The sequence below is a fragment of the Limnohabitans sp. TS-CS-82 genome (assembly GCF_002943475.1).
Map to the genome: position 1 here is coordinate 46,759 of NZ_PTQX01000004.1, position 23,265 is coordinate 70,023.

The window sequence follows — 23,265 nt, forward strand, 5'->3', positions numbered from 1 at the left end:
CATGCAAGCCTTGCTCAACGCCATCGCCACGATGGCCCTGCCCACCGATGCCCAACGGGTCTTTCACGGTCGAGGCGGCATGTACCCAGGCTGCGAACATTGGGTGCTCGACGCCTTCCCGCCCGCCTTTGTGCTGACCAGCTTTCAACCGGTCAGCGAGGCCGAGTTGGCCACCGTCCATGACGCGTTGACACAACGCTGGCAACAACTCGCCCCCGATCAACCGCTGAACTGGGTGTTTCAATGCCGACACGACAGCCAAGCCGAAACCCGCCTGATGGCGGGCAGCGTGCCTGAACCCCATGTGGTGACCGAACTGGGCGCACGCTTTCGGGTGCATGTGCTCAAAGGTCAAAACCACGGCCTGTTTCTCGACATGGCCGAAGGCCGTCGCTGGGTGCGCGAACACGTCAGCGCCCACCCCAAGCTCAAAGTGCTCAACCTGTTCGCCTACACCAGCGCCTTCTCGGTGGTGGCCTTGCAAGCCGGTGCCAAAAGCGTGGTGAACTTAGACATGAGCCAAGGCGCTTTGGCCATCGGCCAGCAAAACCACCAACTCAACGGCATCGCCACAGGCGCCAGCTTCTTGGCACATGACATCTTCAAAACGTGGGGAAAAATCACGCGTGGCGGCCCTTACGGACTGATCATCGTGGACCCACCCAGCTACCAAAAAGGCAGCTTCGTCGCCACCAAAGACTACGCCCGTCTGATGCGCCGTTTGCCCGAACTGCTGGCCCCCGATGGCCATGCGCTTTTGTGCCTCAACGCACCAGAACTGGGCTTGGCCTTCTTACAAGACCAAATGCAAGAACTGGCACCGGAGCTCAGCTACGTTCAGCGCGTCGCCAACCCCGCTGTGTTTGCGGATGTGTCGGACGAACGCTCGCTGAAAGTATTGGTTTACAAAGCGCCTCAGTTAACGCGGTTGTAACGCTGTGGGTAGATCTCATTGAGCTTCTTGCCCGTTTCACCGTCCGCGATGATGTCGCCTGTGCGGATGGCTTCAGCCAGTTCAGCCTTCACCTGGGCGCGGGTATAGCCCTGAACCACGGGTTTGGCAGGGTACAAGCCAGGGTTCGCTTCATTGGCTTTTTGCCCCGTTTCGCTGTTCACCACGATGTCACCCGTGCGGATGGCCTCAGCCAGTTCAGCCTTCACTTGGGCACGGGTATAGCCTTGAACCACGGGTTTGGCAGGGTACAAGCCAGGGTTCGCTTCATTGGCTTTTTGCCCCGTTTCGCTGTTCACCACGATGTCACCCGTGCGGATGGCTTCGGCCAATTCGGCTTTCACTTGCTCGCGGGTTTTGGGTGTGTGAGCATCAGCGGCGATGGCTTGGCCAGCAGCGAGTGCAGCAACGGCGAGGGTGATGGCGGAGAAGTAAGAGCGGTTCATGATCAGGTTTCCTTGATGTTGAAGAAATGGCCTGCCGGTCGGGATGACTTGGCTTCTTGGCCCAGTCGGTGAGGCTTCTGTTCAAAGCGCTGCATCGATGGGTGAACTTTAAAATTTCTAACTCAATAGAAAAATAGCAAAATAAACACATCTACATTTCTAAATCAGAAACAATCAAGCACTTGAAATTCTGAACTGGAGCTTTTTGATGGACCGTTTGCTCTCCATGCGCGTGTTTGAGCGCGTCGTCAATGAAGGCGGTTTTGCAGCCGCAGCGCGGGCGCTGGACATGTCGCCGCCCGTGGTCACACGCTTGGTCGCGGACCTCGAAGAACACTTGGGCACGCGCTTGCTGCAACGCTCCACCCGCCGCCTGTCGCTCACCGACGCAGGCCAGCAGTACCTCAGCCGCGTGCGCAACATCTTGCAAGACATTGATGAGGCCGATGCCGTCGCCCATTCGCAAACCACCGAACTGGCGGGGCTGTTGCGCCTGCACGCGCCGCCGGTGCTGGCCAGCTATGTCATCGCGCCCCTGTTGGCGGAGTTTCGCAAACGTCATCCCAAAATTTTGATCGACTTGGAAGTGGCATCACTGCATGAGCCACCCATCGAAGACTTCGACATCACCCTGCTCGGCACCGACGACAGCTTTGACGGCGACGTGGTGGCCCGCAAAGTGATTGAGTCCGAAGGCATCTTGGTGGCATCCCCCACCTACCTCCAACGCAGAGGAAGACCGCAGCGCCCCGAAGACTTGGTGCAGCACGATTGCTTGGCCCACAAAATGCCCAACACCAGACCCCGACTGTGGCGAATGTGGTGCCCTGAAAACCCCACCCAACCCCTAGAAATCGAGATGCAACCTGTGCTGCTGGCCAACCACACCGACAGCCTGCTGCGCGCCACGCTGGACGGCACTGGCATCACCTCGGTGGCGATGGACATCGTGGCGCCCTACCTGAACCGAGGCGAGTTGGTGCGTGTGTTGGCACCTTGGATCACGGGACGATTGGTCATGTACGCGGCACTGCCCAGCCGCAAGTTCATCCCCCAACGCACACGGGTATTTCTTGATTTTTTGGTGGAAGAAACACAGAAACAAAACGCGAGAGCGATGGCGGCTTGTACGGCTTGTTAAGTCGGCACGGCCTCAATAACTCAACTGCCCCCAAGCCTTGTCCAGCCGCTTGACACTCACCGGCTTGGCCTTCTTACAAAACCAAATGCAAGAACTGGCACCGGAACTCAGCTACGTTCAAGCGTCGCCAACCCCGCTGTGTTTGTGGATGTGTCGGACGAACGCTCGCTGAAAGTAATGGTTTACAAAGCGCTAGCAGTAGTGGCAGCGTAGAACAAAAGAGCGCCGTTAAAGATGCGCAACTCAACGTGAAATTTTGCAAGCTGAAGTTGACTCTCTGATAATGAGTTCTGCCTCCACAAGCTGCGAAGGTGGACTCTTCTTACTAATCAAATCGAACATGGCTTTGGCAGCGGAAACGCCAATTTCATAAACCGATTGACGCACCGAAGTCAAAGGCGGCAATGTAAATGCTGAGTGTGGTAGGTCATCAAAACCGATGAGCGATACATCATCAGGCACACTCAAGCCAGCTTTGTGAAGTGCCAAACGTGCACCGTAAGCCATCTGATCGTTCGCCGCAATGATGGCTGTGAATTCAGTTTTGTTTGCTAAAAGAGAATTGACTGATCGGAATCCACCAGACTCAAGAAAATCGCTCTCAACGATGAGATTTTTATCATTGATCATCTTCAACCGTTTGATTTCTTTTTTGTAACCCTGAAGACGTTGCTTGGCATCAGGGTGGTCCAACGGACCCGAGAGAAATACGACTTTTTGGTGTCCCAATTGGCTTAAGTGATTCACAGCTTGTGAAGCACCTTCAGCGTTGTCAAAGTCAATACTGAAGAGATTTACACCACTGAGTTGCCGACCTGTGACGACAACCGGAATTGTTTTGGCGATCTCGATGAGTGTGTCGTCAGATAGCTTCCCAGTTAAAACGATGATGCCGTCCACTTTTCTATCTAACAACAACTGAATACGTTTTTTTTCTTCCGCCTCGTTCCAGTGCCCGCTGACAAAAAGCGGGGAGTAATGAGCTTTGTTGAGCTCATCTTCAATGCCACGCAAAGCCTCGCCGTAATAAGGGCTGTCTATGAATTGTGTGAGCACGCCAATGCTCATCGTTCGCCCCCCTGCCAAGCTGCGCGCAGCCGGGTCTGGGCGAAAACCAAGCTCCTTGATCACCGCCTGCACCAAGGCTTTTTTCTCATCACTGACTTGCGCTGTGCCATTCAAAATTCGGGACACCGTGCTTGGTGAAACACCTGCCTTTTGGGCAACCATGCCCAAGGTGGCTCGTGGTGTTATGGCTGTGGTTGAAGGCATGATTTTGATGACGGACAAAATGTGAAATTTAACTGCAGCGCTGATTGTCGATCAAGATGGCGGCTGCCACACCTTCACATAATCTACTTTCATGTTCATATTTGGCAGGTCATTGACATTGAAGACCCCCCCCAAATTGCCACCCACCGCAACATTGAGCAACACGTAGGCAGGTTGTGAAAAAGGCCAATTGTCCGTTGTGGCATTGGCTGGTTTCTTGAATGAGAACGTCGGCACGCCGTCCACACCCATCAAAATTTCATTAGCACTCCAGTGCAATTGAAATTTGTGAAACTCAGTGCACAGATTTGCCACTGATTTTTTTGCATACAACGGAGCCTTTGGAGGAGCCCAATGGTTGGTGGTCGAATGAACACCAGACTGCACCTGATTAGGTTGGGCAATGAATTCGGAAAGGCCGCCAAACCATTCCATGATGTCTATTTCGCCACGCGCTGGCCAAACGCCATCTTTGCCCATCATCCAAATGGCAGGCCAAGCACCCGCGACGCAAGGCACTTTGGCTCTAATTTCATAAAACCCGTAAGGCGTCGCATTTAAGGCCGCGTAATAACTCGCCGTATTGGTGTGCAACCTGGCCGAGGTTACGCTCACATTACGGGCCTGTATGCTGCTCAAAACATCGGGCACAGATGGTGAATCACCATTGACCATGTCTGCCCCAGCAATGCCAGCAACAGGCTGAATCAGCAGCTGACCGTTGGCATCGATGAACGAGTTCTTAGCTTGATCTGTGTAGTACTGCTTTTCAGCATTACCCCAAACGGTTCCACCTAAGAGCGGAGAACCCAAGTCGTACGACCAAGTACTGTTTGGACGACCCGGCATAGAAAAATCGTCAGACCATTTCAGCGCGTAGGTGGCGGGTAGCGTGAGCTCAAGACTTGCTGGCGCTGTGGAACCACCGCCACCACCGCCACAAGCGGTTAAGCCCACCAAGCCGAGCAAAGCAAAGTGGCGCTTAGAACGTGTAAACAAGACCCACTCCTGCCCAATTGCCTGATTTAGCGACGCGTGAGTCGACACCTGTGAAAGCTGCGTGCCCTGGCATGCTCAAAGGTGCCAAACCTTTGTGGCCAAAATTCACCATGCCACCAAAACCGTAGACAGAGAATCCTGGTTCAATTTCGTAACCAACACCCAAGGTATTGAGCATCATGCTGTTAGATTGACCACGTTCGACCGAATTACTGGTATTGGCTTTGCCCAGATAAACCACACCTGTATTCACGGACCACTTAGGCATGAATTTGTACACCACGCCCAAACTAAAGTCTGTCGATGTTGCGCTGTAACTCGGCCCTGTGAGACTGCTAATGTTAAACATGTCATTCCACAAGTCATTGCCTTGTGCATCTTGGCCTAACCATGTAGCTTTGTTACCGCTCCAACGATTGAAACGAACGCCAGCCAACACCTCGGTCTTAGCATTCATCTGGTAGCGGGACATCAACATCACAATAGATTGTTTGTTGCCCTCGGCAATCAAATTTTCTTTCGAAGCATCATTGGTGATGCCTTTGAAAGGTCCATGCCCCCAAGCCATGGGCATACCGTTCGTTGCAGACTGCGCTGTAGCATCCAAAATCAACGGACCATTCACGTATTTAGCATAAACCTCGTAAAACTGTGGTTTGTGCTTTACGTATCCTGCACCGCCTTGGTCGTAAGTCAGCTCTAGGTGCAAGTCTCCGCCGTTGACATCCATGAGTGGCAAACCGTAACGAACCGCATTGGTTAACAAGCCATACCCGGCACCACTAGAAGCCCACGGGTCTGCAACGCCAAATTTTGTCCCATAAGGAAAATCCGCGACGCTCCATCCTCTGGTGGGAAATGCACCAATCTGCAAACTTCCATAGTCTTCATGCAAAACAGTGGCATTTTTTTCGTACCAGACGCCAGGAATGTCGACCTTGCCATCGCGCCAACGTTGGCTGAGCAAGCCTTTCACTTTGAAACCCTGCCCCAAATCAAACTCTTTGGTGCCGATATAAGGTTGGGCGAGACTGACGTTTCCACCCTTTGTGCCGTAACTTTTTCCTGCGGCAAGGTCATCCGCCCATGGACGATGACGTGCTTCGCCAGCAACCAATTGACAATCACTGCATTGATTGCTGGCGCGAGATGTTTCAACCTTCACGAAGCCATTGATGGTCAAAGGCCCCACGTCGATTGCATGCGAAAGCGAATGCGCAGCAAGCAGCATGAGCCCGAAGAAATTAGTTTTTTTTATATATTTCATTTGAAGACCATCATCTGAGTCGAAGGTTGATGTTTTTTAGCGCGCGAAAGCCACTAAACCCACTTTAGGCAATACAAAGTTGTTGTCAGTAGAAGTTGCATTTGTATCGTTCGCTGGCAGCACTTTAACCACGACAGCTTTCAGGTCTGACTTCAATGCAGTCAACGTCCCTGTGCAGGTCGTGAAAGAGGTCAGGGGCAATTTATACACACGCAGATTGTTGGCGGTGGCCGTGGTGTTCAAAGTCACGTTCACTGAGCATGCGTTGGCATACGAGTAAGTCGTGCTGTTGTAAGCACCACCATTGAGTTCTACAGTGAAAACAGTGGCACTGTTAGTTTGCACAGCACGATCAACACCGTTGCCCATTTGAATCATCAAATTGCCTGACTGCGAAACGTCAAGACCAGCATTTTGTGGTGTCTGAATTTTGGTGTAGATGTAATCGGTTGAACCCAATGCCGCAGTGTGCTTGAACTGGATACCAACAGACTGGTGATAGTCGATATCAGGTTGAAGAAAAATTCCATAGTCTCCGTAGATGTAATTACCACCGGAGCCCATAAATACATCACCTCCTTCAGCTGTACTCCATTTCAAATCACCAGCGGGTGCTGCATTTGGGGTGTAGCTGGATGCGACCAGCACATAAGGCGAAGCCACAGCTTGTGCAATGGTGCTTGTAATACCACCACCGCCACACGCCACCAAAGTACCCAGAATGCCCAAGGCACCCATCGTGAATGATTTACCGATATAGCCCATACGTTGAAATGCCATCTTGCTCTCCTGAATTGTTGTTTAAAACACCTAGTTTGAAACCGCTTTCTGAAAGCGCTTTCACAAATTCAATTTGAAATGCTGAAGCTGCTTTTAGGTACTGTGGTTTTCCCTTAAATTTCGAAAATAATTCAAGGAGAAACGGTTAATGAATTAGGTAACGCCTTCAAATCAAACCCATCATTGAAACGCACATTCATAGGCAACTTCGTAGGGTTGTAAGCCATGTAGGTGCGCTTGCCATTGGCTGCTTTAAAGCTTGCATAAAACTTGGTATTTGCCGTAACACTGAGATCAGGTGTGCCAACTTCATTCAAGAACAACAACCAATGTTGCGCGTGGGTGCGCGTATCACCAAGCTCGATAGAGCCCCATTCTTTCCAGCGTTCAAGGCCTTTTTTAGGATCGACCAGCGCAACGTACTTGGCAAACAAGTCTTGCCAAATATCGTCGGGCTTTGCGCGCTTACCCCTGCCCTGATAAATGTCTATTTCTTGCTCCAAAGCCGCCATGTTTTTGTGCGTAAAAGCAGGACTTGCAGCAAGGTAAGTCGACGCTGCAGTCAATGGCAACAAGTTAATGCCATGAATTTGTCGTGGCTCATCAATCCACCATGTGTTGTGTGCCAATTTGCCACCAAACAACATGCTGACTTCGGTGTTTTTGTACTCAGGCGGCAAGGTCAAGCCATGGATGTCAAACCAGTAGTGGTTGATGGATTGAATTTCCGTGGCGTACAAATAAGTGCCCAGATCAACCAAATCTTGACGCCCCTGCAAGCTACCCCACAACATCAACCCAACCCATGCATTGATGGCCTCAGAAGATGACTCTTGGTTGTTGCCATCGGGGGACATCCCCGTCCCTGACGCCCAAGAGTGCCCTTCATACGGATCAAAGTTACGCAAGTAAGGAAAGTCTTTACGGCCACGTTGTGCGGTCGCAATGTCGGCCACCAACAGATCGATCATGCCGCCCCATTTGTCTGCCTTGATCCACTCAGGGTCACGCAGACCGATATCGGCGGCTGCGCGAATCCAGTATCCGTAGTGGAAATGGTGGTCATTCATGTCCTTGACGGCATCGTATTCCTCTGGATAACTCGCCACCGTGCCCAGTGTCGGGCTGTAGTGAAAGTAAGTACGGTCGCTTTGCCCTGACAGCCATTCTTCAGCCCGTTTTTTAATGAGAGCTAACAATTTGTCGCGGGTTGCTGTTTCGCCCTGCACATCAGCCACTGTCATCAACTGGCTGATACGCTGAAGGCCCTTGCCTTGCCAATAGGGCCCTTGACCGATTTCAAGCATCATGCGTCTCGCACGGCTCGACTCTTTGGACAAGTTAGACACAATCGCTTGGCTACTCTTCGGGTCTTTGACGCTTGGCCAATACGGCACAAAGCCCTGAGAAATATGTCTCGTTGTAAAGCTATTTGACGCATAAAACTTCAACTCACCACGAATGCTGGGCAATGTGCCAACTGCAACGGACGGAAGCTCTTTGTTGCCAAAGTAATGGTGCGGATAGAGGCCTACGATGGTTGGCGCTTGTGCACCTTCTTTGGTTTGAGTCTCGACATGAAATGAAGTCACCACTTCGCTCTTGTCTTGGTCGACACGAAACTCTGCTTTGGTGTTGCTGATGTGGCTGTAAGCGCTAGCCAAGAACTGATGCACAGTGCCGTCAAGCTGATTGGGCATGACCGCTACAGACATGTAGCGTTTGGCCGCTGGCAAATTCAAAGTCCAAGCTCGCACTCCCTGTTGCCAAGTACCCCCCGTGGGGGCAAAAGCAGCATATGTTTTAGATCCGCCCTTGATGATCAAGACGCGCGCATCTTTGGACCAAAGATGTGCTTGCAGATCAGCACCGAGATCCAACCCCAAATCACCCTGACTCAAAGTTGCAAACACGAACGGACTGCCATGCGCAATCGTCGTTGTGAGCGACTGATCTTTGCTGGGGAAACGAATGTCAACAGACCAGTCACCATGGCCCGCTAACAATGCTGCTTCAGGCTGAAAGCTCAAAGGTCTTAGCGTGATGTCTGCCGCATGCGGGTAAGTCACCTCAACGTCTTTGCGGTCTGTTGGCGTGATGACCTTTTTAGGGAACCCAATCTCTAGGCCCTTCTCCGTTGCTTTGGCCGTCAAAGGCAAAGCATGCAAGACCTCAGACCAGCGTGTGAACATCACCGACGAATACCACTGGTTTGTGGGCGCGGCGCGTTGCAGCATCTCTGGGGTGCGAAATGGCGCTTCAGGTACTTTTTGATCGGCTGTACTGGTCTGAGTTCGCCAGCCACCCGCTCCCACCTGAACGACACCTGTGGAAGCATGAGAAAGCGCGGCTGTCAACAACAGCGTCGCCAAAAGTGCATTGAGTTTTTTCATCACGGTATGTTTTTCCAATGTTGGCCAGGTCAATGCACCAAGCATCCCTGTGCATCAAATACCAATAATTTTTTCAAATCTGGGGACAAGTGAATCGTCTGCCCCATGGACATGGCGCCGGCGTCATGTGTGAGCTTGACAGTGAGGAGTTCTGGCAAGTGAGGCATGCGCACGTAGACAATCGTGGCGTCGCCTAGGTTCTCCATGAACTCAATCACCCCTTTCAAACCTGTGTCGGCAATCGTGAGGTTCTCAGGCCGAACACCCAGCGTTGAACCTTGCATCAACTTGTGTTTGATCACAGCGAAGTGCGCATTCGCAGCCAAGACGTCTGCTCCAATCTGAATTACATCGAGAGATGCATCCAAGGTGTAGGGAAGCAAATTGATTTTTGGTGTTCCTAAAAATTGGGCCACAAACGTGTTGGCCGGTGAAGCATAGAGCTCCATAGGACGCCCGACTTGCTCAATGCGACCTTGGTTAAACACAGCAATGCGGCTGCCCAATGTCATGGCTTCCGTTTGGTCATGCGTGACGTAAATCATGGTCGTCTTGAGATCTGCATGCAGCTTGGCCAGCTCAATACGCATCTGAACGCGCAGTGCCGCATCCAAATTAGAAAGTGGTTCATCAAACAAGAAGACCTTGGGCCTTCTCACGATGGCACGACCAATCGCCACCCGCTGGCGTTGCCCTCCAGACAACTGCTTGGGATAGCGCTTGAGCAAGGGAGTCAGGCGCAATTTTTCTGCTGTACTCAACACCAACTCTGAAATAGCGCCTTTTGATAGACCTGCCATTCGTAAGCTAAAGCCCATGTTTTCTTCCACTGTCATGTGGGGATACAAGGCATAGCTTTGAAACACCATCGCGACCCCACGGTCAGACGGGCTCTTTTGATTGACGATGTCACCGCCAATCAAAATGTCACCCGACGTCATGGTCTCCAGACCGGCGATCATGCGCAACATGGTGGATTTACCACAACCCGATGGCCCCACAAACACCATGAACTCTCCGTCCTGAACCTGTAGATTCAGTTGGGGAATGACCACCGTTTCTCCAAAATTTTTAGAGATATTTTTCAGTTCAATGTGTGCCACTTTAGTTGCCGCCTAAAAACTTTTGATACCACAGCGCGCTATTTTTCAAGGTTCGCTTTTGAGTGGTGTAGTCCACATAAACCAGTCCAAATCGCTTTTCATAGCCACTGGCCCATTCAAAGTTATCCATCAAACTCCAAGCGAAATAGCCAATCACAGGGACGCCTTGCGCCATGGCGTCTTGTGTTGCAGCAATGTGGTCGTGAAAATACTTCACGCGCGATGCGTCGTCGACCACGCCATCCATCAATACATCTTTGAACGCAGCACCGTTCTCGGTGATCATCACGTCAGGCAGTTCGTAGTCCTTATGCAGTCGACACAGCAACTCAGTCAACCCTTGCGGATAAACCTCCCACCCCATATCAGTCACTTCATTGCCCGTGCTTTTGACATCCCATGGGTTGCCTGTCGACGAGAAATTACGTGTGTAGTAATTCACGCCAATGAAGTCGAGCTTTTGATGGATCATGGCCATATCGCCCGCTTGCACTTCTGGCATGTCACTGCCCAAATGCGCGATGACATCTTCGGGATAAAAACCCCGAATCAAAGGGTCCATGTACCAACGCAAATTCAGTCCGTCATCCAGATGTGCTTTCGCAACATCGGCAGGATCAGTACTGGCTGGGTAAATCGGCGATAGATTGAGCACAATCCCCAAGGGGGTTTGAATGCCCATTTCGCGCATCGCTTTCAAAGCCATGCCGTGGCTGAGCAACAAATAGTGTGTGGCCATCATCGCAACGGCACGCGATTTAATGCCCGGCGCAAAGATGCCATGTTCGTGCCCCAAGATGGCCACCACCCAAGGCTCGTTGTGCGTACAGATACTGTCGACCAGATGCGAAAAACGACGCGCAACTTCTGTGGCAAAGCGAACAAATTTTTCGCAAATCGCACGATTGGCCCAACCGCCCTTGTCTTGCAAGGCTTGCGGCAAATCCCAGTGATTGAGGGTGAGGTGTAACTCAACACCGCGGCTTTTGAGTGCGGTCATCAAGTTTTCATAAAACTTAAATCCAGCCTCGTTCCACTCGCCCTCACCGTCGGGTTGAACACGAGGCCAAGACATTGAAAACCGATAGGCGTTCACCCCCAATGAAGCGATCATGTCCACATCTTGTGGCCATAGGTGATAGTGGTCGCACGCGATGTCACCGTTCGATTGATCGGCAATATTTTTGGGGTCTTCACAAAACGTGTCCCAAATCGACTTGCCCTTGCCATCCGCTTGGTGGGCACCTTCAATTTGAAAAGACGAGGTCGCAACCCCCCATTTAAATTCAGCTGGAAACTGACGGCGATGAATGGTGTTTTTATACATTTTGAAATGACTAAGGTTCAACCGCGAATTGCGCCAGACGTCAATCCGTCGATCAGTCTGCGCGATGAAAAAACAAAGATGATGAGCAGCGGGATCACCGCAATGGCAGAGCCCGCCATCAACGCGCCCCACTCCGTATCGACGGGGCTTTGCACGCTGCGCAAGGCGAGAGGAAAGGTGTACATCTCAGGGGAACGCATCACCACCAGCGGGCCAATAAAGTTGTTCCAAGAGGCAATGAAAGCAATCAAACCTAACGTGCCAAAGGCTGGGCCAAGCAAGGGAACAACCACACTCCAATAGATGCGCAACTCGCCACAACCGTCCATCCGTGCGGCTTCGATCAACTCTTTAGGAATCGCTGAAGAGATGTATTGGCGCATCAAGAAGATACCCATCGCGGGTGCGGCGCCCGGCAAGTAAAGCGCTCGTGGTTGGTCGATCCAGTGGAGCGCATCCATGATCAAAAACGTGGGGATCATGCCCAAAAAGGCAGGCACCAACATCGTGCCCATCACCAAAGAAAACAAGGCGTTTTTGAACCGAAATTCATAAACAGCAAACGCGAAACCCGCCATCGAACAAAACAGCAACGTCAAGCCCGTGCTCATGATGCCCACATAAAGCGACCAGCCTAGGTTGGTCCAAAAAGGGATCTTCTTCATCAAGATCCCCATATTCGCGAAGAAATGGTCGCCAAAAAACAGCGGCGGCGGCACGCTGAAAATCTCACTTCTTGGCAGGGTGGCAAACACAAACATGAAATAAAACGGACCAAGCATTAATGCCGCACCCAGCAAAAGCGCAATCCACCCGCCCCACCCCAATGTGCTGTCATCGCTTTGTTGCACCTGACTCATGACTGCCCCTCTTTGCTTTTGAATGCTCGGTTCGTCAAGACGGTCATGGCAAGAATGATGATGAACAGCATCCAAGAAATAGCGCTCGCTAGTCCATAGTCGTTGTAATCAAACGCCGTTCTGAACATGTACATCGCGGTGGTCATGCCTGAGTACTCCATGCCGCCCTTGCCTCCCGTCAAGATGAACGGCTCTTCAAATAACTGCAAGCCACCAATGATGGTGAGCGTGACCCCAAAAAACATGATGGGCTTGAGTTGAGGCAATGTGATGTACCAAAACTGCTGCAAACTTTTCGCACCATCCATGCGTGCTGCCTCGTATTGGTCGCGTGAAATGGCTTGCATCGCAGCCACATACAAAATCACGTTGAACCCGAGATACCGCCAAAACACGACAAACGCAACAATCGGTTTGATGGTTTGCGGATCGCCCAACCAATCCACATTCGCGCTGGGCAAGAGATGTTCAAAAACCTGTGACTTAGCCAGAGATGTGAGCATGGCATTCACCATGCCGTAATCCGTAGAGAACAAGGTGCTGAACATCATGGCAATCGCCACCGTTGAGGTGATGTAGGGCAAGAAATACGCACCCATCACCGCGTTGCGCCATCGACCTAGCTTTTCGTTGATCAGATAAGCCAACGGGATCGCAACAAGGTGCTGCGGCAAACCCGAGACAACCGCGAGCCAAAGGGTGTTGCCCAGCGAGGTCCACACCAAAGGATCTTCCAGAGCAAAAGACACATTCTCAAGCCCCACAAACTCCATCGATGCCAAACCTTTGACCGGGTCCCAACTGTGAAACATCAGCACAAAGGAAAACAAAATGGGGAACAAGCCAAACACCAAAAACAAAATGATGAATGGGCTGATCAGCACATAAGGTGCAACAGTAGGTTTAACGATGGGCTTCATCAGCGTCTCGCACGGCGTTGAATTTGGCTGTCTGCATCTTTGATCGCCTGCTCCACAGCTTTGCCTTTGGTCAGCACCAAATCCAACTCAGCGTTGACGATTTCTTCTGCAATCGTGTCGTTCTTAAAAACGCGTGTTGGCTTGATTTGCGCCGCGGTACTGCGCCACTCCATGCGCGCCTTTTGTCCGCCTAAAAACGCAACAGGTTGCTCAAAAAATGCGCCAGATTGCGCGTCAAGTAATGCAGGAAATGCGTTGAACTTTTCAAAAGCCAACTGCTGCTGCTGACGATTTAGCGTGAGATAAGCAATCAAATCCCAAGCCAACTCTTTGTTTTGTGCTTTCTTTGGAATGGCATAAAAGGTCCCCCCCCATGAAGTGGCCGCCCGCTCGGGCAGCACCGTAGAGCGCCACATGCCAGCCGTGTTAGGTGCCAGCCAGTTGGCTAAATGCCCACCCAACCACGCACCCATCATTTGCACTGATACCGTGCCACGCTTGAGTGACTCGCCCCATTCGCCAGACCAAGCATTCACCTTGGCATCCAAGCCCTCGGCCCTGATTTTTTTAGCCAACTCAAAACCTTTTTTGAAGCGCGGAGATGACCCAACCACTGACTGCCCCTTCGCATCAAAGTAAACACCTTCATCCGCTGAAATACCCGTGCGAATGACGATATCTTTGACATCACGAGCATGCGCCACCAAATAAGCACCTGTGGCTGACTTGATCTTTTTGCCACTCTCAATAAAGCTGTCCCATGACTCGGTCAGATCGGTATCTTTCACCTTGGCTTTTTGGGCGAGATCGTGTCTAAAAAACATGGCACCGGGACCAATATCAGTGGGCATGGCCGTTTGACCTTGGCTGTCTGTATGCCCTTGCGCCATCGCGAAAGATACGACTTTTTTAGACGCATCTATGGCGCGATAAGGCTGCTGACTCAAATCCTCCAAGGCTCCGCTTTGCGCGAAACGCCCCAAGTAACCATATTCAATCGTCATCACATCCGGCAATCCTGTGGCGGTTGCCAACGCCGTGGTCATCGCCGTGTGATGGTCCGCGTACTCACGCCCCACCACTTTGACATCGACATCCGGGTGGCTTTTTTGCCACGTCACTAGCGCTGCCTTCACGATTTCATCCACCGCTGGGTAGGCCGCAACGGTCAAGGTTTTTCTCTCAGCATGTGCGCTAAAAACCAGCAGCATGGCAAGGATGGACAACGATATTTTTTTCATACAACCCCAAAATGAAAGCGCTTTCATTTTAGACGATTCAAGAAAAAAACAGTCCACGTTTACCCTGATCGTGCACAAAAATAGTCAGGGACATCACCGCCATGAAATCCGTAATTTCGAAATCATGGGTATCGCCCAAGCTAATTAAACGCTAGTAACTCAACTGCCCCCAAGCCTTATCCAGCCGCTTCACACTCACCGGCTGGGGTGTGCGCAGCTCTTGCGCGAAGAAGCTCACGCGCAGCTCTTCCAGCAACCACCTGAACTCTTGCATGCGCGCATCGGTCACGCCTTTGCGCTCAGCCACCAAGCGCCAATATTTTTGATCCAGCGGTTTGAGTTCGGCCAGTTTGGCGGCGTCGCGTGCGGGGTCGGCACGCAGTTTATCGAGGCGCAGCACGACGGCTTTGAGGTAGCGGGCAAAGTGTTGCAGCTGGCTGAACGGCGTGTCGGTGATGAAGCGTTTGCCCACCAAGCGTTGCAGTTGCTGGGCAGCGTCGGCCACGCTGTCGGGGCTGGTTTTGGTGTCTTTGACTTTGCGGTTGGCAGCGGCAAACTCGGTCAGCACGGTCGCGGCCAAGCGGGCGACTTCGTTGGCAATCAAGGTCAATCGGCCACGGCCTTCGTCAAGGCGGCGTTTGAAATCGGCTTCGTTGGCGGGTAAGGGATCGAGCAAGAACGCACGGTCCAAGGCCACGTCCAAGATTTGCTGTTTCAGTTCTTCGGCCGTGCCACCGCCCGAGCCATCAGGCGATTTGCCGACCAACATGTACGCGACCGACATTTTTTGCAGGTCGGGCAAGTTTTTCTCTAAGTACTTGAGCGCGTCTTTGATCTGCATGGCAAACAAGCGGCGCAAACCCGCGCGGTGTTTGGTGGCCGCAACCTCAGGCTCGTCAAACACCTCGATGCACACGGCGTCGCCCACATCCACCAAGGCCGGAAAGCCAATGAGGGTTTGGTTGCCTTTGGTGATTTCCATCAACTCAGGCAGTTCGCCAAAGCTCCATGTGGTGTAACGCTGCTCGGCGGGGGCACCTTTTTGGCCAGCGCCTGATGCACGGGTACCGCCCGCGCCAACCGCATCACGCGGGGCATTGGCACCGCCCCGCGACGCGTTAGTCGTGCCACGCACAGACGCAGCAGCGCCCTGCCCCTGCGCGCCCGAAGCCTGCGGCCCACCTTGGCTTGCAGCCGTTGCATCAGCGGTTGGCGACAGCGTGCCCACGCCTTTGAGCGCTGCCAGCGCTTGAAACGCGCCACGGGCTTGGCTGCCCAATTCGGCTTTCAACGCGCCCAAGTTGCGGCCGTGGCCCAACTGGCGCCCGTGCTCGTCCACCACCCGAAAGTTCATGAACAGGTGCGGGGCCAGCATGTCGAGTTTGAAGTCGGCACGCTTGATGTCCACTTGGGTGGCGTCGCGCACCAGCTTGAGCAAGGCGTCCACCAACGGGCCAGCGCCAAACGACACGTCTGTCGACAAAGCCTCCGTCAAGCGGGCGGCGCTGTCAGGCAAAGGCACCAAACGCGAGCGGGGCCGTTGGTGCAGGGTTTTGAGCAAGGCATGAATTTTTTGGTTCAGCATGCCCGGCACCAGCCACTCGGCGCGCTCTTCGCTCACTTGGTTCAGCACAAACAACGGCACGGTCACGGTCAGGCCATCTTTGGCGTCGCCGGGTTCGTGCAAATAGTCGGCCGCGCAGTCCACACCGCCAAGGCGCAGCGTCTTTGGAAACGCCTGCGTGGTGATGCCTGCGGCTTGGTGGCGCATCAGCTCTTCGCGGGTGAGGTGCAGCAGTTTGGGCTGGCGTTTCACCTCGTCGCGGTACCAAGTTTCCAGCGTCACCAAGCCGCAGACCTCGGCGGGCAACTGTTGGTCGTAAAAGGCGTAAATCAGCGCGTCGTCGACCAACACGTCTTGGCGTCGCGACTTGTGTTCCAGCTCTTCCACTTGCGCAATGAGCTTTTGATTGGCCGCCAAGAACGGCAGCTTGGTGTCGAGCTCGCCCGCCACCAAGGCTTCGCGAATGAAGATTTCGCGGGCACCCGCCAAGTCCACTTTGCTGTAGCTGACGCGGCGGCCGTTGTAGACCACCAAGCCGTACAAGGTGGCGCGTTCTAGCGCTTTGACTTCGCCCGCTTTCTTTTCCCAATGCGGGTCGAGCAATTGCTTTTTCAGCAAATGGCTGCCCACTTGCTCCAACCACTGCGGCTCGATGGCGGCAATGCCACGGCCAAACAAACGCGTGGTCTCGACCAACTCGGCCACCACCACCCAGCGCCCAGGCTTCTTGCGCAAATGCGCGCCAGGGTGCGGGTAAAACTTGATGCTGCGTGCGCCCAGATATTCGTTGCTGCTGGTTTGTCCCGCAGCGGGTTCGAGCTTGCAGCCCACGTTGCCCAGCAGGCCTGCCAGCATGGACAAATGCAATTGCTCGTAGCTGGCGGGCAAGGTGTTCAGGCGCCACTTGTGCTCCGTCACCACGGTCAGCAGCTGGGTGTGGGTGTCGCGCCACTCGCGCACGCGGCGCACGTTGATGAAGTTTTGGCGCAGCAGCGCTTCGTATTGGCGGTTGCTCAGCTTGTGCTCGTTATTTTTGCCACCGCGTGAGTTTTCTAGCCATTTCCACAGATTGAGGTAGCCGCTGAATTCGCTGCGGTCGTCGTCAAACTTGGCGTGGGCTTGATCGGCAGCGGCTTGCGCTTCCATCGGGCGGTCGCGCACGTCTTGCACGCTCAAGGCCGAGGCGATGACCAACACTTCGTCTAAGGCGTTGCGGTCACGCGCTTCCAAAATCATGCGGCCCACGCGGGGGTCGAGAGGCAGTTTGGACAACTCGCGGCCCATGGGCGTGAGTTCGTTGTCGTCATCGACCGCACCGAGTTCGCTCAAGAGTTGGTAGCCGTCGGCAATGGCTTTGGGGCGTGGGGCCTCCAAGAACGGGAACTGCTCCACGTTGCCCAAGTGCAGCGCCTTCATGCGCAAGATCACGCCGGCCAGCGATGAACGCAAAATTTCGGGGTCGGTGAAGCGCGAGCGGCCGTTGAAATCCACCTCGTCATACAAGCGAATGCAAATGCCGTTGGCCACACGGCCGCAACGGCCTGCGCGTTGGTTGGCTGCGGCTTGACTGATGGGCTCCACCATCAACTGCTCCACCTTGCTGCGCCAGCTGTAGCGCTTGACGCGGGCGTTGCCCGCATCAATCACGTAGCGAATGCCGGGCACCGTCAGCGAGGTTTCGGCCACGTTGGTGGCCAACACAATGCGGCGCCCGCCACGGGTGTCAAACACACGGTCTTGCTCGGCGCTGGACAGTCGGGCGAACAGCGGCAGCACCTCGGCGCTGCGCATCACGGGCGAGTGGCTCAGGTGCGCGCGCAGGTGGTCGGCCGCTTCGCGAATCTCGCGCTCACCGGGTAAGAACACCAAGATGTCGCCTTGCTGCGACGGGTTGCTCCACAGCTCGTCCACGCCGTCGGCGATGGCGTTGTTCAGGTCGTAGTCACGGCTTTCTTCAAACGGGCGGTAACGCATTTCCACGGGGAAGGTGCGGCCCGAGACCATCAACACTGGGGCTGGGCCTTTGGCCGAGGCAAAGTGTTGGGCAAACCGGTCCGCATCAATCGTGGCCGAGGTGACGATGATTTTCAGATCAGGCCTGCGCGGCAAAATTTCGCGCAAATAGCCCAACAGAAAGTCAATGTTCAGGCTGCGCTCGTGGGCCTCGTCGATGATGATGGTGTCGTAGGCCTTGAGCAGCGGGTCGTTTTGCGTCTCGGCCAACAAAATACCGTCGGTCATCAACTTGACCGAGGCGTCTTTGCTCAGCCGGTCTTGAAAACGCACCTTGAAACCCACCACATCGCCCAAGGGGGTGTTGAGCTCTTCGGCAATGCGCTTGGCCACCGAGCTGGCGGCAATGCGGCGCGGCTGGGTGTGGCCAATGATTTGTTTGCGTTGGCCTGGCTTGGGGTGTGGGCCCAACTCGCGGCCCTGCCCTCTGCCCAGCATCAGCGCCATCTTGGGCAGCTGCGTGGTCTTGCCCGACCCCGTTTCACCACAGACGATGATGACTTGGTGCGCCTGCATGGCGGCCATGATTTCATCGCGCCGCGCCGAGACAGGCAGGCCCTCAGGAAACTCGATCTTCAGCGGCTTGGCCACGCGAGCGGGCTCAGCCGCAGGCGACAAAGACGGGGTGGCGTGAAGCGGCAGCGAATTCGGCGAGGAATTCAAAGGTGAATTCGGCAATGCGTTCGGAGTTAAGGGGTTGGACAAAACAGGCGATAACTTGGGTGACAATCCGCAATTATCCCAGCCCGACTCAGCTGGCACTCTCTTTACCCCCACACGCCATGTCCGCTGTTTTTGATTTCACGTTTGTGCCTTGGTTTCGCTCGGTGGCACCCTACATCCACATGCACCGTGGCAAGACGTTTGTGGTGGGCATTGCCGGCGAAGCGATTGCCGCGGGCAAGCTGCCGAATTTGGCGCAAGATTTGGCGCTCATCCAAAGCATGGGCGTGCGCATTGTGTTGGTACACGGCTTTCGCCCACAGGTGAACGAACAACTGGCCGCCAAGGGCCATGTGCCGCAGTACTCGCACGGCATGCGCATCACCGACAGCGTGGCCCTCGACTGCGCACAAGAAGCCGCAGGCCAACTGCGCTACGAAATTGAAGCCGCGTTCAGCCAAGCCCTGCCCAACACCCCCATGGCGGGCGCCACGGTGCGGGTGATTTCGGGCAACTTCATCACCGCTCGCCCCGTGGGCATCTTGGACGGCGTAGATTTTCAGCACTCGGGCTTGGTGCGCAAGGTGGATGTGGGGGGCATTGCCCAAACACTCAGCGCGGGCTCGATGGTGTTGCTCTCGCCGTTTGGTTTCTCACCCACCGGCGAAGCGTTCAACTTGACCATGGAAGAAGTGGCCACCTCGGTCGCCACCGCCTTGCAAGCCGACAAGCTGATTTTTGTGACCGAGACCCCGGGCATTCGCATCCACCCATCGGACCCCGAAGGCGAAGACAACCCCATCGACACCGAGTTGCCTTTGGATGCCGCCAAAAAACTGCTGGCCACCCTGCCCGCCACCTCCAATCCCTCCGACATTGCTTTCTACCTGCAGCATTGCGTGAAAGCCTGCGAAACCGGCGTGGAACGTAGCCACATCTTGCCGTTTGCGGTGGATGGCGCGCTGCTGTTGGAGGTGTACATGCATGACGGCATCGGCACCATGGTGGTGGACGAAAAGCTCGAAGAACTGCGCGAAGCCACGCACGAAGACGTGGGCGGCATCTTGCAATTGATTGAGCCGTTTGAAAAAGACGGCACCTTGGTCAAGCGCGACCGCAACGAGATTGAGCGCGATGTGGGCCAATACACCGTCATCGAGCATGACGGCGTGATCTTCGCCTGCGCGGCGCTCTACCCTTACCCCGAAGCCAAAACGGCCGAGATGGCGGCACTCACCGTGTCACCGCAGTCGCAGGGCCAAGGCGATGGCGAGAAGATCTTGAAGCGCATGGAGCAACGCGCACGCAACAAGGGCCTCAAGAGTTTGTTTGTGCTGACCACGCGCACCAAGCATTGGTTCTTGAAGCGCGGTTTTGTGCAGGTCGATCCCGAGTGGTTGCCCGAAGCGCGCAAGCGCAAGTACAACTGGGACCGCAAGAGCTTGGTGCTGGTCAAGCACCTATAAACGGCACTTCTTCTTTTTGGCCGTCGGCGTCTGTGTCTGCGCTGGCGTCTGACAAGTCATCGTCGCCCGAATCGGGCTCAGCACGCAAGGCACGCCAAGTGGTCAGCAGCGCCAGCAAGGCCATGCCACTGAACGCCACAAACGACCAGTTGGCGATCGAGCCGCCCAAAAACGTCCAGTCGACCTTGGCGCAGTCGCCGCCACCTTTGAAAATCATGGGAATGGCGCGCTTGAGGGGGAAGGTTTCGATCATGCCGTAGAAGTCGCGGCCACACGACACCACCTCGGGCGGGTACCACTGCAACCAGCTTTGACGTGCGGCCACATAAGCGCCGCCCACCGACAGCAGCACCAGCCAGCTGCCAATGATCAAACTGGTCTTGCGTCCTGACAGACAAGCCCCCACCAGCGCCAGCAAAGCCACCAACACCATGGCGTAGCGCTGCACGATGCACATGGGGCAAGGCTCCAAGCCCACGACGTGTTGCAGGTACAAGCCGAACGACAGCAAGCCCACGCAGCTGGCAAAAATAAACCACCAAACGCGACGCGGTTGATTCAAAAGTTCTAAGGTCATTTGCAACTCCTCAATGACAAGTTGCACATTGTCGCTGTGAAACAATTACCCCATGACGCTCAGCTTGCCCTCTCTCGCACAAATACCCGATTTGCAGTACTTCGTCACGCAGTTGCATGCGCTGCTCGCGATGCACACAGACGAAGCCACGCGCTTGAAGCACGGCCAAGCGCTGCTCGAAGATTTGCTCAAAAAAGACGATTGGCTGCCCGACGCCTACGCCCAGCCCAACCCCGAGCGTTACCAACAGTACCTGTTATATGCCGATCCAGAAGACCGCTTTTCAGTGGTGAGTTTTGTGTGGGGCCCCGGCCAATCCACCCCCATCCATGACCACACGGTATGGGGCTTGGTCGGCGTGTTGCGCGGCGCTGAATTGGCACAAGCTTTTGCCAAAAACGAGCAAGGCCAATGGGTGGCCAGCGGCCCGCAAACGCGCATTGAAGCGGGACAGGTTGAAGCCGTGTCGCCGACCATCGGTGACGTGCACCGCGTTTGGAACGCCTTGGCCGATCAGCCCTCCATCAGCATCCATGTGTATGGCGCCAACATCGGCAAAGTCAGCCGCCATGTGTTTTTGGAAGATGGCACTGAAAAGAGCTTCATCTCGGGCTACAGCAACGCCACACTCAGCGAAGTCGCACAAGCACAGTCTGTGGCAACCGAGTTTGCGGAACGCACCTTTGCCGACATTCGCCAAACGCTGCTGAACCGCGAAGAAATTGCCATTCTGGACGTGCGCGAAGAAGACCCTTTCGCGCAAGCCCACCCGCTGTTTGCCGCCAACATGCCCTTGGGTCGCATTGAGCTGGAAGCGTGGGCACGCATCCCAAGGCGCAACACGCCCATCGTGGTGTACGGCATCTCGCCTGCGGGGGACGACTTGGCCTTGCCTGCCGCCCGCATGCTGCGCCGCTTGGGTTACACGCACGTCACGCTGCTGGCCGGTGGCTTGCAAGGTTGGCACAACGCAGGCGGTGAACTGTTCCGCGACGTCAACGTGCCCAGCAAATCGTTTGGCGAGTTGGTCGAATCCAAACGCCACACGCCTTCGCTGTCGGCGCAGCAAGTCAAAGCGCTGATCGAAGCCAACGCCGATTTGGTGGTGATGGATGCGCGCCGTTTTGACGAGTACCAAACCATGAGTATTCCCACAGGCATCAGCGTGCCCGGTGCTGAGTTGGTGTTGCGTGCGCGCACGCTGGCCCCCAATCCGGCCACGCGCATTGTGGTGAACTGCGCGGGCCGTACCCGCAGCATCATTGGCACGCAGTCGCTCATCAATGCGGGCATTCCCAACCCCGTCACCGCCTTGCGCAACGGCACCATCGGCTGGACGCTGGCAGGCCAAGAACTGGTGCAAGGCGCCAACCAACGCTTTCCCGAAGTGAGCGAAGAAAACCGCCAAAAGGCAGCCGCCATCGCGCAATCTGTTGCCATTCGCGCGGGTGTCAAACGCGTGCGCATGGACGAGCTGCGCACTTGGCTGGCCGACAACACGCGCACCACCTATTTCTTTGACGTGCGCACGCCCGAAGAATTTTCAGCAGGCCACATCGCCGGTGCCCGCAGCGCCCCGGGCGGCCAATTGGTGCAAGAAACCGACCACCAAGCTGCCGTGCGCGGCGCACGTTTGGTGTTGTGCGACACCGACGGCGTGCGCGCCAACATGTCGGCCTCGTGGTTGGCTCAAATGGGCTGGGAAGTGGCCGTGCTGCAAGGTGCCGCGCCTGAAGACTTCAACCAACGCATGCTCAAAACCACACGACCCGAGCCTTTGGAAACAGCCCCTTACGTTACCCCTGAGCAACTCAAAGAATGGCTGGCCGACCGCAACAGCCACACCGTGGTGCTGGACTTCAGTACCAGCGCGCAGTTTGTCAAAGGTCACATCCACAGTGCCTGGTGGGCCTTGCGCTCGGAACTGGCTGAAAGCTTGAAGCGCGCCTACAAAGGCAACCGCTACGTGTTGACCTGTACCGATGGCAGCTTGTGCCGTTATGCGGTGGCCGAACTCAAGGCTTTGGTCAAACCCAGCGTGGACGTGTTGCTGCTGCAAGGCGGCAACCAAGCGTGGGGCTACGCAGGCAACAAGCTGCAAACCGGCGAACACCAGCTCGGCGCAGAACGCATTGACCGCTACCGCCGCCCGTATGAGGGCACCGACAACCCCGTGGCGGCCATGCAAGGCTATTTGGACTGGGAGTTCGGCTTGGTCGAACAACTGGGCCGTGACGGCACCCACCATTTCAACGTGCTGTGAGCCCCTGCCCGTCTAACG

General features: G+C 54.9%; 16 protein-coding genes and 3 pseudogenes. 6 read left to right on the forward strand and 13 right to left on the reverse strand.

Annotation, left to right across the window (positions count from 1 at the left end):
* The first annotated feature begins 1 nt into the window (after nt 1).
* Entirely contained in the window at nt 2-934 is a 933-nt protein-coding gene (locus tag C5F52_RS10045) for a class I SAM-dependent methyltransferase (protein ID WP_104798234.1), read from the forward strand.
* Here the strand turns inward: C5F52_RS10045 and C5F52_RS10050 are convergent.
* Entirely contained in the window at nt 916-1,398 is a 483-nt protein-coding gene (locus tag C5F52_RS10050) for a DUF4148 domain-containing protein (RefSeq protein ID WP_104798235.1), read from the reverse strand. The two genes, C5F52_RS10045 and C5F52_RS10050, sit on opposite strands and share 19 nt — an antisense overlap.
* 208 nt (nt 1,399-1,606) lie before the next feature.
* Here C5F52_RS10050 and C5F52_RS10055 point away from each other — a divergent pair, with 208 nt between their 5' ends.
* Together C5F52_RS10055 and C5F52_RS30210 are read left to right on the forward strand one after the other, a co-directional pair.
* The gene (locus C5F52_RS10055) at nt 1,607-2,539 is read left to right on the forward strand and encodes a LysR family transcriptional regulator (protein ID WP_104798236.1); all 933 of its coding nucleotides are present in this window, start codon (nt 1,607-1,609) and stop codon (nt 2,537-2,539) included.
* Nucleotides 2,540-2,600: 61 nt separating this feature from the next.
* Nucleotides 2,601-2,752: pseudogene (locus C5F52_RS30210) on the forward strand (SAM-dependent methyltransferase); the annotation flags it as partial.
* Nucleotides 2,753-2,782: 30 nt separating this feature from the next.
* Here the strand turns inward: C5F52_RS30210 and C5F52_RS10065 are convergent.
* The 11 genes from C5F52_RS10065 to hrpA form a co-directional block, all read right to left on the reverse strand.
* Nucleotides 2,783-3,829, reverse strand: coding sequence for a LacI family DNA-binding transcriptional regulator (locus tag C5F52_RS10065; RefSeq protein ID WP_236657815.1), 1,047 nt, complete (start codon nt 3,827-3,829; stop codon nt 2,783-2,785).
* A gap of 33 nt (nt 3,830-3,862) precedes the next feature.
* The gene (locus C5F52_RS10070; RefSeq protein WP_146100065.1) at nt 3,863-4,810 is read right to left on the reverse strand and encodes a family 16 glycosylhydrolase; all 948 of its coding nucleotides are present in this window, start codon (nt 4,808-4,810) and stop codon (nt 3,863-3,865) included.
* Nucleotides 4,794-6,077, reverse strand: a complete 1,284-nt coding sequence (locus tag C5F52_RS10075; RefSeq protein WP_146100066.1) for a hypothetical protein — start codon at nt 6,075-6,077, stop codon at nt 4,794-4,796. Before C5F52_RS10075 ends, C5F52_RS10070 begins: the two co-directional genes overlap by 17 nt.
* Nucleotides 6,078-6,113: 36 nt before the next feature.
* Complete coding sequence (locus tag C5F52_RS10080; protein ID WP_104798239.1) at nt 6,114-6,857, reverse strand: hypothetical protein; 744 nt, start codon at nt 6,855-6,857, stop codon at nt 6,114-6,116.
* Between the two features lie 131 nt (nt 6,858-6,988).
* Nucleotides 6,989-9,250 (reverse strand): glycosyl hydrolase, encoded by a 2,262-nt coding sequence (locus C5F52_RS10085; protein ID WP_161499681.1) that lies wholly within the window; start codon nt 9,248-9,250, stop codon nt 6,989-6,991.
* A 29-nt stretch (nt 9,251-9,279) separates the two neighbouring features.
* Nucleotides 9,280-10,353, reverse strand: a complete 1,074-nt coding sequence (locus C5F52_RS10090) for an ABC transporter ATP-binding protein (RefSeq protein WP_104798241.1) — start codon at nt 10,351-10,353, stop codon at nt 9,280-9,282.
* Between the two features lies 1 nt (nt 10,354).
* Nucleotides 10,355-11,680 (reverse strand): GH1 family beta-glucosidase, encoded by a 1,326-nt coding sequence (locus C5F52_RS10095; RefSeq protein WP_104798242.1) that lies wholly within the window; start codon nt 11,678-11,680, stop codon nt 10,355-10,357.
* A 17-nt stretch (nt 11,681-11,697) separates the two neighbouring features.
* Nucleotides 11,698-12,345, reverse strand: a complete 648-nt coding sequence (locus C5F52_RS10100; protein WP_236657816.1) for a carbohydrate ABC transporter permease — start codon at nt 12,343-12,345, stop codon at nt 11,698-11,700.
* 191 nt (nt 12,346-12,536) lie between these two features.
* The gene (locus C5F52_RS10105) at nt 12,537-13,460 is read right to left on the reverse strand and encodes a carbohydrate ABC transporter permease (protein ID WP_104798244.1); all 924 of its coding nucleotides are present in this window, start codon (nt 13,458-13,460) and stop codon (nt 12,537-12,539) included.
* Nucleotides 13,460-14,701: an ABC transporter substrate-binding protein gene (locus C5F52_RS10110; protein WP_104798245.1), complete on the reverse strand. Its 1,242-nt coding sequence runs from the start codon at nt 14,699-14,701 to the stop codon at nt 13,460-13,462. The genes C5F52_RS10105 and C5F52_RS10110 overlap by 1 nt, the downstream gene beginning before the upstream one ends.
* Before the next feature lie 151 nt (nt 14,702-14,852).
* Nucleotides 14,853-18,869, reverse strand: coding sequence for an ATP-dependent RNA helicase HrpA (gene hrpA, locus C5F52_RS10115; protein ID WP_369952028.1), 4,017 nt, complete (start codon nt 18,867-18,869; stop codon nt 14,853-14,855).
* Nucleotides 18,870-19,060: 191 nt separating this feature from the next.
* Here hrpA and argA point away from each other — a divergent pair, with 191 nt between their 5' ends.
* Entirely contained in the window at nt 19,061-20,407 is a 1,347-nt protein-coding gene (gene argA, locus C5F52_RS10120) for an amino-acid N-acetyltransferase (RefSeq protein ID WP_104798246.1), read from the forward strand.
* A gap of 82 nt (nt 20,408-20,489) precedes the next feature.
* On the opposite strand, the pseudogene C5F52_RS10125 reads toward argA, so the two are convergent.
* Nucleotides 20,490-20,984, reverse strand: a pseudogene (locus C5F52_RS10125) (disulfide bond formation protein B); the annotation flags it as partial.
* A gap of 130 nt (nt 20,985-21,114) precedes the next feature.
* Here C5F52_RS10125 and C5F52_RS30215 point away from each other — a divergent pair.
* Nucleotides 21,115-21,519 (forward strand): annotated as a pseudogene (locus tag C5F52_RS30215) (cysteine dioxygenase); the annotation flags it as partial.
* Between the two features lie 120 nt (nt 21,520-21,639).
* The gene (locus C5F52_RS10130; protein ID WP_236657839.1) at nt 21,640-23,247 is read left to right on the forward strand and encodes a rhodanese-like domain-containing protein; all 1,608 of its coding nucleotides are present in this window, start codon (nt 21,640-21,642) and stop codon (nt 23,245-23,247) included.
* The last annotated feature ends 18 nt before the right edge of the window (nt 23,248-23,265 follow it).